Annotated in this window: 14 protein-coding genes; 4 read left to right on the forward strand and 10 right to left on the reverse strand. The window is 33.7% G+C overall.

What is annotated here, in order from left to right; genetic code table 11:
• Positions 1–2: 2 nt before the first annotated feature.
• Genes MTX13_RS13140 through MTX13_RS13155 form a run of 4 tightly spaced genes read right to left on the reverse strand, consistent with a single transcriptional unit; the run spans position 3 to position 3,802 of the window.
• Positions 3–353, reverse strand: a complete 351-nt coding sequence (locus MTX13_RS13140; RefSeq protein WP_250436452.1) for a hypothetical protein — start codon at positions 351–353, stop codon at positions 3–5.
• Positions 346–1,653, reverse strand: coding sequence for a (Fe-S)-binding protein (locus MTX13_RS13145; RefSeq protein WP_250436454.1), 1,308 nt, complete (start codon positions 1,651–1,653; stop codon positions 346–348). The genes MTX13_RS13140 and MTX13_RS13145 overlap by 8 nt, the downstream gene beginning before the upstream one ends.
• A 12-nt stretch (positions 1,654–1,665) precedes the next feature.
• Entirely contained in the window at positions 1,666–2,613 is a 948-nt protein-coding gene (locus MTX13_RS13150; protein ID WP_250436457.1) for an MlaD family protein, read from the reverse strand.
• A 55-nt stretch (positions 2,614–2,668) separates the two neighbouring features.
• The gene (locus MTX13_RS13155; protein WP_250436458.1) at positions 2,669–3,802 is read right to left on the reverse strand and encodes an N-acetylmuramoyl-L-alanine amidase; all 1,134 of its coding nucleotides are present in this window, start codon (positions 3,800–3,802) and stop codon (positions 2,669–2,671) included.
• 87 nt (positions 3,803–3,889) lie between these two features.
• Here MTX13_RS13155 and MTX13_RS13160 point away from each other — a divergent pair, with 87 nt between their 5' ends.
• Positions 3,890–6,640, forward strand: coding sequence for a putative LPS assembly protein LptD (locus MTX13_RS13160; protein ID WP_250436459.1), 2,751 nt, complete (start codon positions 3,890–3,892; stop codon positions 6,638–6,640).
• Positions 6,641–6,657: 17 nt separating this feature from the next.
• Entirely contained in the window at positions 6,658–7,038 is a 381-nt protein-coding gene (locus MTX13_RS13165) for a RidA family protein (protein ID WP_250436460.1), read from the forward strand.
• Between the two features lie 6 nt (positions 7,039–7,044).
• Here MTX13_RS13165 and MTX13_RS13170 read toward each other — a convergent pair whose 3' ends face one another.
• Complete coding sequence (locus MTX13_RS13170) at positions 7,045–7,983, reverse strand: transporter (protein WP_250436467.1); 939 nt, start codon at positions 7,981–7,983, stop codon at positions 7,045–7,047.
• A gap of 143 nt (positions 7,984–8,126) precedes the next feature.
• Here MTX13_RS13170 and MTX13_RS13175 point away from each other — a divergent pair, with 143 nt between their 5' ends.
• Entirely contained in the window at positions 8,127–9,167 is a 1,041-nt protein-coding gene (locus MTX13_RS13175) for a GMP reductase (protein ID WP_250436476.1), read from the forward strand.
• Between the two features lie 6 nt (positions 9,168–9,173).
• Here MTX13_RS13175 and MTX13_RS13180 read toward each other — a convergent pair whose 3' ends face one another.
• The 5 genes from MTX13_RS13180 to MTX13_RS13200 form a co-directional block, all read right to left on the reverse strand.
• Positions 9,174–9,536 (reverse strand): methylglyoxal synthase, encoded by a 363-nt coding sequence (locus MTX13_RS13180; protein ID WP_250436486.1) that lies wholly within the window; start codon positions 9,534–9,536, stop codon positions 9,174–9,176.
• Positions 9,537–9,538: 2 nt separating this feature from the next.
• On the reverse strand, positions 9,539–10,396 hold the full coding sequence (locus MTX13_RS13185) for an N-acetylglucosamine kinase (RefSeq protein WP_250436488.1): 858 nt from the start codon (positions 10,394–10,396) through the stop codon (positions 9,539–9,541).
• A gap of 71 nt (positions 10,397–10,467) precedes the next feature.
• On the reverse strand, positions 10,468–11,469 hold the full coding sequence (gene gap / locus MTX13_RS13190; RefSeq protein ID WP_250436511.1) for a type I glyceraldehyde-3-phosphate dehydrogenase: 1,002 nt from the start codon (positions 11,467–11,469) through the stop codon (positions 10,468–10,470).
• A gap of 28 nt (positions 11,470–11,497) precedes the next feature.
• Complete coding sequence (gene pfkA, locus MTX13_RS13195) at positions 11,498–12,484, reverse strand: 6-phosphofructokinase (RefSeq protein ID WP_250436513.1); 987 nt, start codon at positions 12,482–12,484, stop codon at positions 11,498–11,500.
• 150 nt (positions 12,485–12,634) lie between these two features.
• Complete coding sequence (locus tag MTX13_RS13200) at positions 12,635–17,032, reverse strand: translocation/assembly module TamB domain-containing protein (protein WP_250436515.1); 4,398 nt, start codon at positions 17,030–17,032, stop codon at positions 12,635–12,637.
• 108 nt (positions 17,033–17,140) lie between these two features.
• Here MTX13_RS13200 and tsaD point away from each other — a divergent pair, with 108 nt between their 5' ends.
• Positions 17,141–18,163 carry a tRNA (adenosine(37)-N6)-threonylcarbamoyltransferase complex transferase subunit TsaD gene (gene tsaD, locus MTX13_RS13205; protein ID WP_250436517.1) on the forward strand — a complete coding sequence of 341 codons (1,023 nt, stop codon included), beginning with the start codon at positions 17,141–17,143 and terminating at the stop codon, positions 18,161–18,163.
• The last annotated feature ends 14 nt before the right edge of the window (positions 18,164–18,177 follow it).

Here is an 18,177-nt window from a genome sequence, read left to right on the forward strand (position 1 = left end):
ACTTATATTGAATCGTTTTTTATTTCTTTAAAATCTTCTTTAGAAATACGGATAATAATAGCCAACTTTTTTGTCCCGTTTTCTAGTACATTTTTGGGGTCATAACGTTCTGCATGTGCACGCCTTAAAGCGCCATATCCAATTTTGCTTATTTGCGCATCTGTACAGTAATCGCAAAAAACTTTAAGTAATCTAATATCTTTAGCCTCGCGATTCACATAATCTATTTCGGTATACACTTTTATTTGTAAAGAATCTTTACTGTAACCCGTATTATAAGTTTGCGCTTCAATAGTATTAAGCCCAAAACATAAAAACATAAAAAACAGATATGTCAAACCAAATCTACTCATTCTTCCAGTTCAATCTATCCATTTGATTGTAAGGCCAAGGCGCACCATTATTTTCAATATTTGTCATCATATTGTTTAATTCAACAGGTGCGGCAGATTGCTCCATAACCAAATAACGACGCATATCCATGATAATAGACAAAGGATCTATGCTAACTGGACAAGCCTCTACACACGCGTTGCATGATGTACAAGCCCATAATTCCTCACGCGTGATATAATTGTCTAAAAGTTGTTTGCCATCTTCTATAAATTCACCTTTATTAGCGTCTATATTTTTTCCTACTTCTTCTAACCTATCACGAGTATCCATCATGATTTTTCGTGGTGACAATTTTTTTCCGGTTTGGTTTGCTGGACATTCACTAGTACAACGTCCACATTCTGTACAGGTGTAGGCATTTAACAATTGAACCCAGTTTAAATCTTTAACATCACTGGCTCCAAACTTTTCTGGCATGGTATTTTCCGCTCCTTCAGCTGGTGCGGCAAAGGGATCTACATTGGGATCCATCATCATTTTAACTTCGTTTGTTACCGCCTCAAGATTATCAAATTCTCCTTTTGGGTTGACACGACCATAATATGTATTTGGAAATGCCAACAGAATATGCAAATGCTTTGAAAAATATAAATAGTTTAAAAACACCAATATACCCAATATATGCAACCACCAAGCACTTCTTTCAATAATATGCAAGGTAGAATCTGATAAACCATTGAATAATGGCACTAAATACTGGCTAATTAGATTTCCTGAATCCATGGCTTGAAAATGAACATCTGTTGCATTCATTACCAAAAATAAGGTCATTAAAACCATTTCGAAATACAAAATATAGTTGGCATCATTTTTTGGCCAACTTGTCATCTCTGAATTCCAAAATCGTTTGAGTTTGATTACATTTCTTCTTATCCAGAAAATTATTACCGAAACAAAAACTAATGCAGCAAGTATTTCAAAAGAGCCTATTAAAATGCCATATAGTGAACCCATAGAAGAAAATACACGATGTGTACCAAAGAGACCATCTATAATTATTTCTAAAACCTCAATATTAATTACAACAAACCCAACATAAACTATAACATGCAAAATTCCGGCAATTGGTCTTTTAACCATTTTACTTTGCCCTAAAGCAATCATAGTCATATTTTTCCAACGTTGGGCTTTATTGTCACTAACGTCTTTGTCTCTACCCAACTTAATATTTCGGATAAGCTTCTTTACATTTTTAGCAAAATAACCTACACCTAAAATTAAGGCTGTTGCAAAAACAATATTTGGAATGAAATTCATGATTAGTTGGTTTTATTGGCGTTCGTCTTCAGGCTTTTGGTAGTCATCTTTATTTTTTCCACCAAAAACGGAAACTTTTACATAACGGCTTGGATTCAACTTAAAGTCCTGAAGCAATTCTTTTAATTGATGACTTGCAACCTCTAAATTGTTATATAATTTTTCGTCTTTTAAAAGCAAACCTAATGTTCCTTCTCCATTTTCTAAATCGTCGAGTAAAGCATTAACACTTAACAAGGTTTGATCTAAATCGTTTATGGTTTTAGCGATTTCAGCTTCCTTTAAATCTTTGGACAAGCTTGCTAAATCTGCACTTATAGAATCAAAATTATTGATTACCGCTGTTAACCCTTCTTGATTTTTAGCCACTAAATTAGTTACAGAATTAGACATCGACCTAAATGAGATTAATGTTTTGTTAAGTTCGGCTATGGCTTGCTTGAGTCCTTTTTCTGATTCATCTTCAACCAAACTATTCAGATTAAGCAATAGCGAATCGGCTGATTTAAGTGTTGTATCCAAACCAGTACTTAAACCTGAAAAGTTGCTGGTTAGGCTATTTACCAAACCTGTTTCAACTTCAGACTCTAAAACATCGCCGCTTTTCGCTATCTCATTATCGTTTGCAGGAATAATAGCCAAACCGTTGCCTCCCATTAAACTCGTTTCGTATAGCCTAATCTTACTGTTTTTTGAAAATTTCAGTTTATTGTCTACAGTAAATGATACACGCGTTTTTCCAGTATTAAAATCGTATTTAATTTCTTTAATTTTACCAACAGAATTACCCTTAATTGTAACGGGAGATGCTTCAGTTAGAGCGTTATAATCAAATTCGGTGTAATAGGTACTATTTGAATCTAATAGATCGATGCCCTTTAAATAGTTGATACCATAAATTAGAAAGACAATTCCTAAAATGACTAAAATTGCAGTTTTTACTTCGTTAGATACTTTCAAAAGCCTTTTTTTTGGTTACTAAACAAAATTAGAAATAAATTTATTAAGAATAACTTTAATTTGCGGTAGATTTCAATGCTTCATCTAGGGTTACCTGCCTACCCCCTTTAAAAGCCACAATAAAGCAACTACTATAACCTTTGGCTTTGGCCTGCTCTTGCATTTGTTTAATTTTGGCATAATCTGATGTGCTTCCGTAATAGTACTTATAAAGGTTATCAAACTGCTCTCTAGATATATTATCTAGTCCCTTAAAGTTATAAGGTTTTGGCTGTAATTTTCTTGAGCTTGCTGCTATTTGCACTTTAAATGTAATGTCTTTATATATTTCAGGTTCATTTGACGACACCGATTCTACAATTCTATCATTATCTGAAACTTCATTATTTGTTATAACAATATTACCTATGTTCTGATCTAAATTACTTTTATAATTTAAAATAGCATTTGTAATTGCATTAGCCATTTCATTCTGCCCTTTATTTGAGTTTAAATACGAACCTTCGGGTTTATAGGTTAAAAATCCTGTTTCAATTAACACACTAGGCATATAGGTATTGTGCAAAACCCAAAATCCAGCTTGCTTTACACCACGGCTCTTACGCTTTAATTTATTTGTGAAGTTGTTTTCTATTAAACCGGCCAACTGAATACTTTGGTCTAGAAATTCCTCTTGCATTAATGTCAAACCAATCATAGACTCGGGAGAGTTGGGGTCAAATCCCTCGTAATGCTTTTCATAATCATCCTCTAAATAAATAACCTCATTTTCTTTTTTTGCAATATTAAAATTACGTTCATTAGCATGTAAACCTAACACAAAAGTTTCTGTTCCATGAGCGTTGTTCGTAAACGAATTACAATGTACAGACACAAATAAATCTGCATCAGCTTTATTAGCAATAGCCGCTCGCTCATGTAGTTCTAAAAATACATCTGTCTTACGCGTGTAAATAACTTTAATATCTTTATTTTTTTCAAGCTCCTTGCCTACATCCAAAACAATATTTAGGGCAATGCTTTTTTCTTTATAACCGTTCCCCAAATTACCAGGGTCGTGTCCACCATGACCAGCATCTAAAACCACAACAAATTTATTTGATGAGCCTTGAGCTAAAAGGCTATTTGGGGACACAAATGTTAAAAGTATCGTAAAGCAAAAGAAAAGTAATATTTGGTTCGTTTTCATATAAATGTATAACAACTTTTTCGAGGGTTTATTTTAAATTTCAAATTTTTGCCTTTATTAAATTAATCACAAAAAATATATGTAATTTTGGCAATTCAAAAACCGAGCCATACTTTTACAAAAATACATTTAAAAGCGTTGCGTACAAACAACTTCCACATACTTTTTATCTTAAGTTTTACAGTGTTTATCAACACTTTTGGCTTCGCTCAAGATGTTCCAAAACAAGGTGGGACTGTTAATCCTGAAAAGGAAAATGACTCTACAAGCTTAAATGCAAACGACTTAATCAAACCTGAAATATCTGAAAAGGGTCAGGACTCCATTTTAACCGATTCGGTTAAACCAATAAAAGAAACCCTAACAGGTCCAGTAACTTACAAGGCTACAGATTATACTTCCTTCAATAATAAAGAGCAAAAACTGTATTTATATAATGAAGCTGAAGTGTATTATGAAGACATGGAAATTAAAGCTGGAGTAATTATAATAGATTACAATACGCAAACGGTTTTTGCCACAGGAATTGTAGATACTTCTGGAGTTTACACACAAGCCCCTATTTTTAAGCAAGCAAATAATGTGGTTGAACCAGATTCTATTAAGTTTAATTACGATAACCAAAAAGCCTTGGTTTTCAATTCTAAAACAGAGCAGGCAGGCATGCAAATTTTTGCACCAGTTACCAAAAAAATTAACGATTCCACTGTTTTCTTATATAAAGGACGTTTTACCACATCAAAAGATATTGAAGATCCTGAATACTATTTTAAGGCCAATAAAATAAAAGTTGTGCCGGGTGAAAAAATTGTAGTTGGACCTACCAATATGGTTATCCAGGATGTGCCTACTATTATTGGTTTACCTTTTGGTTTTTTCCCACTAACGGACAAACAAACGTCTGGTGTTATTATTCCAACTTTTGGAGAAGATAACAATCGTGGTTATTTTATTCAAAATGGCGGTTATTACTTTGCTTTAAGTGATTATTTTGATCTTGCCGTATTAGGCGATTACTATACGAATGGTAGTTATGGACTCCGCTTTGAAAGTTCTTATGCCAAACGTTATCGTTTTAGCGGTAATGCAGGCTTTAGATATGAAAATCTAATTAATAGCGAGCGTGGTTTTCCAGATTATAGCAGGTCTACAATTTATAATATAAGATGGTCGCACACTCAAGATGCCAAAGCAAATCCCAGTTCTAGGTTTACTGCTTCTGTTAACTTGGGAAGTAGTAGATACTATCAGCAATCGGTTAATCAAGTAAACACACCTAATTTTTTAAATAACACGTTAGCGTCCTCTATATCGTATTCAAAAACATTTTCTGGTGAACCTGAAGTCAACCTAAGTGTTGCGGCTACTCACTCTCAAAACACCAATACCGAAGTCATAAACATGACCTTGCCAACTATTCAGGCAAGTGTAAATCGTATATTCCCTTTTGAGCCCAAATCTGGTATAAAAAAAGGCATAATACAGAATATAAATTTTCAGTATAATGTAAGAGCTGAAAACAGAATCCAGACCACAGATTCGCTTTTCTTTAAAAAAGAAATGTGGGATGATGCCGAAAATGGTATAAGACACAGCATCCCAATAGCAACAAACTTTAAACTTTTAAAATATTTAAGTTTAAGTGCTAATGCTGCTTACGATGAAACTTGGGTTTTTGAAACCGTTAACAAGTATTATGACATTGAAGAAGACATTGTGGTAACCGATCCTGTAAAAGGTTTTGATGCTTTTAGAACTTACAACTTTAATACCAATTTAGGTACTACTTTATATGGTATGTTTGATTTTAGAAAAGAAGGAAAAGACCCAAAAATTCAACGTATCAGGCATATTATGAGGCCTTCTATTAGCTACAGTATCAATCCTTCATTCAATAATTATTATGAAACCTATAATGTTATCGATGCGGATGGTAACACCCAAGAAGTTGAATATACCCGATTTGAATCTAGCATCTATGGTGCTCCAAACAACCGCTATTCAAGTTCAATGGGCATTGCTATTTCAAATAATATTGAAGCAAAAGTTAGGGATCGTGATTCAACAAAAACAGAAGCTAAAACCATAAAGCTGCTAGACAATTTAAATTTTGCAACTTCATATAATTTTGCTGCCGACTCTTTAAATTGGAGCTCACTGCGTGTAAGTGGTAATACACAAATACTGCAAAATAAAATGAATATCAATTTTGGTATGACGTTAGACCCTTATGCCCTTGATAATGAAAACAGAAAAATTGATATGTTTAATATTGATAATGGAGGAAGTTTATTTAGACTAACCAGCGCCAATGTTACAATGAACTACACCATTAATAGTGATATTTTTAGTGATAAAGCTAGTGAAACCAGTAGACAAGAAACATTACAAAGTGGTGGCCGTGCTGATGATCTATTTGGTCGAGCACAGGATTTTTCAGACCCACGATTTAATGAAGATTCTGAAAAAGAAGAACAGACAAGTCCTAGCCCATTATACACATCCAAAATTCCTTGGAATTTAAAACTGGCCTATGCTGTTAATTATACCAACATTGCTCGAGAAAATGAAATTTCATCTCATTCTTTAATGTTTTCTGGTGATATTGAATTTTCTCCACGATGGACAGTTGGTGCTTCATCTGGTTACGATTTTAAAAATAAAGGGTTTACTTATACCCAATTACGATTTGAACGTGATTTATTAAGTTGGCGAATGAGTTTTAGTTGGGTACCTTTTAGTTCGCGTACATCATGGTATTTCTTTATAGGAATAAAATCAAACATCCTAAAAGACATTAAGTATGATAAGCGTAGACAACCCGATCAACAGTTATAATTAAAAACAGATGGTTTATGAAAAAAATTATACAAACACCGAAAGCTCCAGCACCAATAGGGCCATACAATCAAGCTGTTTTAAGTGGCAATACCTTGTACACATCTGGACAAATAGCTATAAACCCTGAAACTGGCGAGTTGGTAATAGATGACATTAAATCTGAAACCAAACAAGTTATGGAAAATATGAAAGCCGTTTTAGAGGCTGCCAACATGACGTTTGACCATGTTATAAAAACGTCTATTTTTATAAGTGATATGCATAACTTTTCGCAAATCAATGAAGTTTATGCAGCATATTTTAATGAAGAAACTGCACCAGCACGAGAAACCGTAGAAGTAGCAAACTTGCCAAAATTTGTTAATGTTGAAATCAGCATGATAGCTGTAAAATAATTGAATTTAAAACAATACTGAATAGCCAAAGCCTATAGAATTTGTATCAGAACCAATTGATTTAACAGATTCTGAATGCAAATAAAAAACCTTAATACTTTGTTTTTTTGTTATGGGCACTCCCAAAGCTAAAGATGATAAAAAATCGCCTCGTTCATCATTATTGGGTTGACTATTAACAATGGACTGACCTCCTAGTCCATATCCTGCACTAACCGAAGCCCACATTCTGTTTTTAAAACGCTTAATCAAATGGGTTTGAATTGCAAATGTAGGATCTTGTCTTCTTTCTTGATTATTAAAGAAGTCTGAATTTACAGTGTAGAAAAAAACAGAAGCCGTAAGCTCGTAAGACCATAAACCCCAATTATGAACAAATCCAATTTGCGGCCTAATTACAAATCTATTCTGACCTAAATTCAACAATCTGTCTTCTGCATATTGACCTAAAGGAAATGTAACCGAAACCGATGCGCCCAACATAGTACTTTTAGGATTCTCTTTATAATAATTAAGCATACCTTTTGTGTCTAATGCTTGTGGTCCAATCAAATTAATAGAAAAACGTACCCTTGGATCACTAAAACCTGTTCGTGTAACCGTGGTTGGAACACCACGTAATAATCCATTCCATTTTGCATCTGCATAAGGCAATAACACATCAATTCGTCCTAATTTATTTCCAACTTTTAAGGGCTGTACATAAGACAATGCAGCAGCATGTACTGTTATGGTTACATCTTCGGCCTGAAGTACAGGGTCAAAAATCAAATCGCCAAATGTATGAACATAACCACCTCCAACTACGTGAACCCCTAATGGTAAAGGCGTCCATCGACGTGGTTCTATGTCTTGAGCATTTAATCTTGTAAGACAACTAAATAAAAAAGTAAATATTACTAATAAACTATAGGATTTAGAAGCTAAACACTTATAACTAATCATATTGAAAACAAGTATTTAAAACAAATGTAATGAAAAATTGTATGCCCTTCTCTGTTAGTAAATAAGCTGTAGTATTATAATCTTATCATAAAATAAACCTATGAAAAACGTATATTTGAGTATCGAAGACTAAACAAAAAGCTATGCGCATAGAATACGATATAAAATTAGGTTTTAAGAATGTTATGATTCGCCCAAAACGATCAACTTTAAAAAGTCGATCTCAAGTGAATTTGGAACGCGATTTTAATTTTATGCATAGCACGTTTAAATGGAAAGGCATACCAATAATGGCTGCAAATATGGATACGGTAGGTACTTTTAAAATGGCTCAAGCACTATACCGCCATAATTTATTCACGACCATCCATAAACATTATGCTGTTGAAGAATGGAAAGACTTTTTTAACACTTCACCAAATGATATAGCTAATTTTATAGCCGTTAGTACAGGAACTAGTTCACAAGATGCAAAAAAATTACGTGAGGTCTTTTTGGCTTGTCCACAACTCAACTTCATTTGTATAGATGTTGCCAACGGTTATTCTGAACATTTTGTGGCCTTTGTAAAGAAAACACGTGAGCAATACCCGAATAAGGTAATCATTGCAGGAAATGTAGTAACTGGTGAAATGGTTGAAGAATTGCTTCTAGCTGGAGCCGACATTATAAAAGTTGGTATTGGTCCTGGCAGCGTATGCACTACGCGTGTAAAAACAGGGGTTGGTTATCCGCAATTATCGGCAATTATTGAATGTGCAGATGCAGCTCATGGTTTGGGAGGGCAAATTATAAGCGACGGCGGCTGTACAACTCCTGGTGATGTTGCAAAAGCATTTGGAGCTGGAGCAGATTTTGTGATGCTTGGCGGTATGTTTTCTGGCCATGAGGAAAGTGATGGAGAATTAATTGAACGTAACGGAAAAACCTTCAAAAAGTTTTATGGTATGAGCTCTGAAACTGCCATGGAAAAGTATGTTGGAGGTGTTGCTGAATATAGAGCAAGTGAAGGGAAAACAGTTGAAGTGCCTTATAAAGGCCCTGTTGAAAATACAATACAGGACATTCTAGGTGGATTAAGAAGTACTTGCACGTATGTAGGAGCACAACGTTTGAAAGAGTTAACAAAACGAACTACCTTTATACGCGTAGAAGAGCAAGAAAATAAAATTTACAAGGAATAATGAAAACTAAAGTGCTTTCATAAGTAATTCGGCTGTGGCAGGATTCGTAGCTAAAGGCACATCGTGTACATCACATAAACGCATAAGCATTAAAACATCAGGTTCGTGAGGGTGTTTTTCTAGTGGATCTCTAAAAAATAATACCATATTACACTGTCCCTCTGCCACCCTAGCTGCAATTTGGGCGTCACCTCCAAGTGGCCCGGATAATAATCGTAATACTTCAAAGCCAGCCTTTTTTACTTTTTTACCAGTAGTTCCCGTTGAAACCAACGTTATCTTCTTTTGTAATAAAATTTCTTTATGCTCATTTAAAAACTGAACCATTTCGGCTTTTTTTCCATCATGCGCTATTATAGCTATCTCCATTATTAAGAATTTGTGTGATAATTTACTAAACCTTCTATAGGGCGACGAACAATATTACCAACAGTAAAATTAAATTCTCGTGAAACCTCCTCAATTTCTTCACGCGAAAAATAAGCAATAGACCCTGCAAAGTGAACGGGAACAGACTTAATTTCAGATTTAAACTGAAGTATCATGTTTTGGGTAAATAAACGTAACCCCTTTTTAATAAGCTCTCTAATATATTTTGAATCCTTATTTAAAAACATAAACTCTGCAAAAGAAGCCAGATAGGCATTGGGGTTTGGTTTTTTGTATAGGTTTTGTTTTATAAAGTCTGCCTCTAAATTATATTTATGGGCAAATGCTACATGTATGCTTTCTGGCATATGATTAAAATAGTAATCCCGAATTAATTGTTTACCGTAATAGTTTCCAGAAGCATCATCCATTAACGTATATCCCAATGAAAACACACGCTGGTGTAAATTTTGACCATCAAAATAACTACAATTTGACCCTGTGCCAAGAATACAAACAACTGCTGCCTCCTCTGGGTGGTTTAGCGTAGCTCTAACAGCAGCAAAGGTGTCCTCTTGGACTTCACATTCGGCATTTATGAAAATTGATTCTAAAACACCTTTCAGCATTAATCGCGGTTTCTCGGTACCACAACCGGCTCCATAAAAGTAAACCTTTTTGACGTCCTCTTTGTGCATATTAAGATCTTTATGGCTATTAATAATTTCGAACAACTTACCTTCATCTAATATAGCCGGGTTAAGACCATCTGTTCTTATCTTATCCAAAAGCTGGTTTCCATTTTCGTCTACTGAAATCCAATCACACTTTGTAGAACCACTATCAACAATTAAAATCATATATACTAATAAAAAAATCCGTAGTTTAATTAAAATGGGAAACTACGGATTTATATTTAATTTTTAAATCATTATAACGTATTAATGTGTACAGCTAGGTCTACTAATTTACTGGAGTAACCATACTCATTATCATACCAAGATACCACTTTAAAAAATCTTGAGTTTAGTTCGATTGCAGCATCAGCATCAAAAATTGAAGCATAAGTACTACCTACAAAATCTTGAGATACAACCAACTCTTCTGTATAACCAAGCACTCCTTTCATTGACGTTTCTGAAGCTGCTTTAAACGCTTTTTTAATTTCTTCCAATGATGTTTCGTTTTTTGTTCGAACAGTTAAATCTACAACTGAAACATCAGCAGTAGGCACTCGGAAAGCCATTCCGGTTAACTTGCCATTTAAATGCGGGATTACCTTACCTACAGCTTTTGCTGCTCCTGTTGAAGCTGGAATAATGTTTATAAGAGCACTTCTACCTCCTCTATAATCTTTTCTCGAAGGTCCATCGACTGTTAATTGTGTTGCCGTAGTAGCATGAACTGTAGTCATTAAAGCTTCTTCAATACCAAAATTATCATCCATCACTTTAGCAATAGGTGCCAAACAATTGGTAGTACACGAAGCATTTGACACAATAGTGTCGCTTGGTTTTACTTCGGTATGGTTAACACCCATAACAAACATGGGTGCGTCATTACTTGGAGCAGAAATCACAACTTTTTTAGCTCCAGCATCTATATGATATTGAGCTGTTTCCAATGTTTTAAAAATACCAGTACAATCGGCTACCACATCTGTATTAATTGCATCCCATTTAAGATTTTTAGGATCCCTTTCGGCTGTAATCCTTATATGTTTTCCATTAACAATAAGGTGTCCATCATTTACCTCTACTGTGCCATCAAAACGACCATGAACAGAATCGTATTTTAACATGTAAGCCAAATGCTCTACATCTAACAAATCATTAATTCCAACAACCTCAACATCTGATCGTTTAACAGATTCTCTAAAAACCAATCTTCCTATTCTACCGAATCCGTTTATTCCTAATTTTAAATTTGACATATATTCTTCGTTAATTTAATTTATTGATTTAAGTTGTCATGATATCTGACACTCGTAATAATTCTTTATTTATTTCTGTTTTTCCTTTTACGGCTTGATCTAAAGGCGTTAATTCCATTTTGTTGTCTAAAATACCAACCATATAATTGGTTTTACCATCCAATAACGCTTCAACAGCCTTTACACCCATTCTGGATGCCAAAACACGATCAAAACAGGAAGGTGAGCCACCACGTTGCATATGACCTAAAACTGAAACACGAACTTCGTATTCCGACATGTTTTCTTCAACATAGTCCTTTAATTCAAATACATTTTTTCCAATTTTATCACCTTCGGCAACAACTACAATGCTTGATGATTTTCCAGATTGCTTACTTCTACGTAAGGATTCCAATAACCTATCGAGGCCTAGATCTTCTTCAGGGATTAATATTTCTTCAGCACCTGCTCCAACTCCAGCATTCAAAGCAATATGACCTACATCACGCCCCATTACCTCAACAAAAAACAATCTTTTGTGTGAGCTCGCTGTATCTCTAATTTTATCTATTGCATCAACTACTGTATTTAATGCTGTATCGTAACCTAAAGTAAAATTTGTGCCAAAAATGTCATTATCAATAGTTCCAGGAATTCCTATTACAGGAAAATTAAACTCTTCATTAAAAAACATTCCTCCTGTAAACGTTCCATCACCTCCAATTACTACCAATGCATCAATACCTACACTTTTTAACTGTAAATACGCTTCTTGTCTACCTTCTTTGGTTTTAAACGCTTCAGATCGTGCTGATTTTAAAATGGTGCCTCCTGTATGTATAATATTATTTACACTTCGTGCGGACAAAATTTTAAAATCACCTTCAATTAGCCCTTCATAACCACGATAAACGCCTATACACTCTATATTATGAAAAGCACAGGTTCGAACCACAGAACGAATAGCTGCATTCATTCCAGGAGCATCTCCACCCGAAGTTAAAACACCTATTTTTTTTATAATTTTTGCCATATTAATTTACTTTAGCAAAGTAAAGCTACTAAAGAAAAACAATATAAAACAAGGTATTTAGGATATTTTATGAGTTGAACAAAAACTCAAACGTTTTCGTTAATAAATAAATTGAAAAAAGGAAAGGAATAGCTCAAAAAAGCATAAAAATCAATCTTCTTTTTTCTTTTTGAAGCCTACATATTCAGGATACAAATTATCGGAATTATCTGTTTCTTCTTCTTCTTCTTCTGGTGCTTCCTGCTTTCTTTTTTTGCCTTTAAATATAATATCTATTAATTCTCCAAACCTATCAAAATCTACATTCCAAGCAATACCAACTCCTTGGGTGTACCCTATTTCCTCTCCAAAATTTCGAATACTGTTTTCTCTATTAAAAACTTTAGCCGTTAAAGTGCCTTCTTCGTTCAACAAAAAGTCTATTTGAACATCACCTGCTATTACAGTTTCACTAACACCACCAACAGGTACGCCTACTTTCCCGTTAATTAATATACGATCGCTAATATTAGTTTGGAGGGTAACACCTAATCTATCATCAGTATTGTATTCTGGTGTATTTTCACCTGCTTCAAAATTTAGACCAATATTTACCTTATTATCACTAGATGCAAATAATCCATTAATAATACCATTTAGACGTTCAGTAATTGTACCCGTAAAACTAATATTATTCAATTGGCTCGAAAAAGCTCCTGTGGCCAACAAATATAAAGCTTGGTTATCTCTATCTTCTTTAGAGTCTAGTCTATATGCTAATTCCGATCGTATAGTAGAATTAACAGACGGAAACTCAAAATTAAAATCAATTTCGGGTTTTTCTAATGGCCCACTTAAACTGGTTTCTACCAAAACAGGAATGCTTCTGTTTATTGGATTATCTAATAAAGGTGAAGGGTTTGCTTGGGTTTTATAAATGGCTCGTATTTCTAACTGCGCATTAAACGGGTCGCCTTCCCATGCCAAAGTACCACCAGGTTGAACAGTAAATTCCTTTTGAACAATACCACCATACAAGAAATTATAAACACCTTCGAATACTGAAAAGTCACCGTAAATATTAAATTTACCATTAGTGTTTATATCTATAAGCAAGTTTCCAACACCATTACCTTCAATGGTACTACCTGAAACCTTATCTATAACAATTTTTATATTGGCATCTCGAGTAATATCCAATTCAAAATCAAGCTCAAGCCCAGATACCTTTTTGGTTTCTACTTCAGTTCCTGCAAGCTTTGCTCTTTTTTCTTCTGGAGTTAAAAAATGAATAAATGAATTATCACCAAAAGTTTCGGCATCAGTTAATGGAATAACAAAATTGGTTCCTTTTTGGGTTTCACCAACCACATTAATAACCAGCTCATCCGCTGGCCCACTAATTGTTGCCACACCGCCAATAAAACCTGTTCCATAATAAGGAGCATCTTCGGTTTCTTCTTCAGTATTAAGGACTAACAACCTATTTGTAGAAAGGCTTAAGTCTAAACTCCAATCAGAAAAATTAACATGGTTAATAGATCCGTCTAACTGACCTTTAGTATTGAATGCTGTATCTGTAATTTGTATGTTGTTAAATATAAAACTTTGGTTTTTTAACGTAACTGAAGAACGTGGATCAAAATCAAAATCTACATTTAGATAAGGTATCATCAATCCTGCGTTGTTTAGAACCAAATCTCCATTGATTTCAGGTTTCCTCAAACTACCTTGAACTTTTGCCACACCATCAACATAACCGCGTATATTAGAAAGAACATCAGCAAGAAATGGGTTTAGGGGCTCTATACTAAACTTATTAAAACTCAAGTCTACATCAATTGACGATGTATTTGAAGCCACATTAATATTACCAACTGCACTGAAGGATTCAGAAACATCATCTTTTATTTTAGCATTTACCTGATAATTTGTTAAGGATTCATCGCCAATAATATTAGCTTCAAATGAGCCCAATGCAAGATGGTTAACTTTTAAATCGTCTATGGTTATCTCTGAATCGGGTAAGTATTGTCCTTTACGTTGCGTAATTACAAGTTTACCGTTAACATTCCCAGCTAAATCTAAACTGTCTATTGAAGGGGTGATTTTCGCCAAATCAACATCCTTAAAACTCAAGTTAATATCTTTATAAGTAGAGTCTCGCAAAACACCTGAAAGCTTGATTTCCTCATTATGATGATTCATCCTAAATGAATCAATTTTCATATTTTTTAATCCCTTGTCAAATACTATTTTGTTATTAAAATCACGTCTTTCGTTAATAACCCATTTATTCCCCTTAAATGTGGCATCAGATCGTTTAAAACCTACAACACTTTTATTATCGTCATTAATTGTGTGGTATAAACTTAAATCGAAATTATCATTATTGTTCTTTCCTCCACGAAATTCAGAACGCATAAACAAGGTATCGTTTAATGTAACATTAATTAGTTTTAATTCTGATAAGTTGTAGAAATTAGTATTTAAGCTATCTACTTCTACGTAAGTATTATATAACGGATTATTATTATCCAGTTGCAATGTAATTTGGTCTGCAAAATAATCGAACAGCTTTATTTTAGGCGATTTAAAGGTAAGCTTAAACTCCTTTTCATCAGACTCTACCCTACCACGTATATAAGTATTCTTCCCCAATTGAATATCGGGTACAAATATTTCAACAATTTTGTTATGTATAGTAAAGTTAAAGTCTATATATTCGTTCTCTGCTACCTTATGCGGAATGTAATTGGTATATATATTACCTAGTGCATTCTCGAACAATTTTTCTATGTCTTCAAAAAGAAAAACTCCGCTTAATTTACCAGTAATTATATCTGGTGAATTTACATGAACATGCCTGACCTCATCTCTAAACGACGATGTTATTTGAAAATCCTCAAAATAGTAATCATCATATTCATTTTTGTACAAGGTGTTTTCAAAATTGATAAAACCTATAGCATCGTTAATAGTTTTTCCTTTCATTTTTGTGGTTACAATACCTCTAAATGTTGCCAAGCTATCATTTTTAACAAACTTCATAGCTTTTAAATTGGCGTATTCTATATCAGCTATAAAATCTACTTCATTAACTTCATTCGAGAAATCTGCCAAACCATCAAAACTAAACTTAAAGTTTTCATCATTTGATACTAACTTGCCATCGTAAACATTGTCTCCTAAATTACCTGATAACGTCAAATCATTATACTCATAACCTCTATATGTTATTTTATGCACATCGCCTAACAATTTTGTATCCAAACTTTTTACCGAAAATCCTTTACCATCTACATCTAAATCTAAAGATGTCAAACCCCATTTTGGATTATCCATAAACTCCCCCAAATTGAAATCGACAAAAACAATATTACCAACATAAGACGCATTATCGATTTCATTAATTTTATCTAACTCTAAATTAGAATTAATAAAACCTAATTCGGTATTAATATCTATATTGGCCTTTATATTGGTAGTTGTAATTTCTGAATTACCAACTATGGTAAATTCACCTAGTTTATCAAAGGCACTTGGTATAGATTCACCTAGAACATTAGGCAATAAAGCCTTTAAATCTCTATAATTTGAAGATAAATTTTGAAACTGACCGTTCATGTAAAAATTATCGTCTTCTGCATTGAATAGGTTTACAAAATTTATATCACCATAAATTTTACTATTGGAACTCGTGTTGAGTTTTAAGTCATTAACATGCATATCGTTTAATGTTCCTGTAATGCTTGCTGAAAGCTCCGCGTGTTGATTAACACCAAACTCATCATAGAATGTATTTAATTCATTAAGCGCTATATAGGCATCAGTAAAATTGGCTTCTACCTGAACTTTATCTGTAAAGTATTGTAAGTCTTCACGCTTATAATTAAACTTAACCGAACCCTCTAGTTTAGATTGGGCTGTATTAATTTTAAGATTATCTAAAAATATCTGTTCTCGTGTATATGAAAAATCTGTAACTAAATTTTTCATTTGTAAACCACGGCTATCCTGAAAAGCCAACGTATTAACCCTTGTGCTTACATTGGGTCCATTAATCAACAAATTGGTTGTATTGGTAAACAATTCTGTAAACTCCAGAATTAAAGGTTTTTCCTTATTGTAGTCAATAAGCCTAAAAGTCCCATCTGAAATGGTAACATCGCTAGACGATAATAAAAAATCACTAGGATCTTGTTTTGGTTGATCTTCGTCAAAACGTGCAACAAAAACATCTAAATTAGTATCTGTTTCACCTTTGTAAGTAACAATATTAAAGACTAGCCCATATAAATCAATATCTCCAAAAACCAGATTGCCTTGATATAAATTCCTGAAATTTAAGATTGACGTGTTTATTTCTGTTGCTTGTATTAGCGTGTTCTTTTTATAATCTTTTATATGAACACCTTTAAGTTCTACATCGCCATTAAATTGCAACCCAATTTTTTCAATGTTTATGTTGGTTTTAAAATCTTCGTTAAGGCGTTTTGTAACGTAGTTTCCAATACCAGATTGCACGAATGGTAATGATAGTATCAAAACTAAAATAATGAACAGCATCAAGACTGTTGCTACAATTCTTCGTAGTATTTTTAAAAATTTTTTGATACGTATTAAAGTTATAACTTTGAAACCAAAATTAACAATAATTATGCCCAATTTTCAGTAATGGCTTCAGAAAATATTTACATCTTAGGAATTGAATCGTCATGCGATGATACCGCGGCTTCAATAATTAACAACGGAAAGGTTTTAAGCAATGTTGTAGCCAATCAAAAAATACATGAAGAATATGGTGGTGTGGTTCCTGAATTGGCATCTAGAGCGCATCAACAAAATATTGTTCCAGTAGTACATGAAGCCTTAAAAAAGGCTGGGATATCTAAAGACCAACTTCATGCTATAGCATTTACCAGAGGGCCTGGATTAATGGGTTCTCTTTTAGTCGGAACTTCTTTTGCCAAATCGTTAGCCTTTGGTCTAGATATCCCGCTAATCGAGGTCAATCACATGCAAGGTCATATCTTGGCACATTTTATTGAAGAAGATGGTTTTAATAAACCACCCTTTCCTTTTTTGGCTATGACAATCTCTGGAGGTCATACACAAATCGTTAAAGTTTCTGGTTATTTTGATATGGAGGTAATAGGAGAAACTATTGATGATGCTGTTGGCGAGGCTTATGATAAAAGTGGTAAGATTTTAGGTTTGGGTTACCCTGCAGGACCTGAAATAGATAAACGAGCTCAATTGGGAAATCCTAAAGCATTTTCGTTTACCAAACCTAAAGTAGGCGGTTTAAACTTTAGCTTTTCAGGCTTAAAAACAGCCATTATGTATTTCATTCAAAGGGAAACGAAAAACAATCCAAATTTTATAGCAGAAAATTTAAATGATATTTGTGCGTCCATTCAATATACCATAATTGGCATTTTAATGGATAAATTAAAACTTGCCGTTAAAGAAACCGGAATTAAGCACATAGCAATTGGCGGTGGTGTTTCTGCGAATTCTGGTATACGAAAAGCCTTAAAAATGGGTGAGCAAAAATTTGGATGGACTACCTACATTCCAAAATTTGAATTCACTACAGATAATGCGGCCATGATTGCAATTGTTGGCTATTTAAAATATTTAGAAGGCACTTTTTCTGAAAGTGATGTAACTGCTTCGGCAAGACTAAAAATTTAGGGCATAAAATTGCA

This window comes from Hanstruepera flava (assembly GCF_023634025.1).
Lineage (GTDB): Bacteria > Bacteroidota > Bacteroidia > Flavobacteriales > Flavobacteriaceae > Hanstruepera > Hanstruepera flava.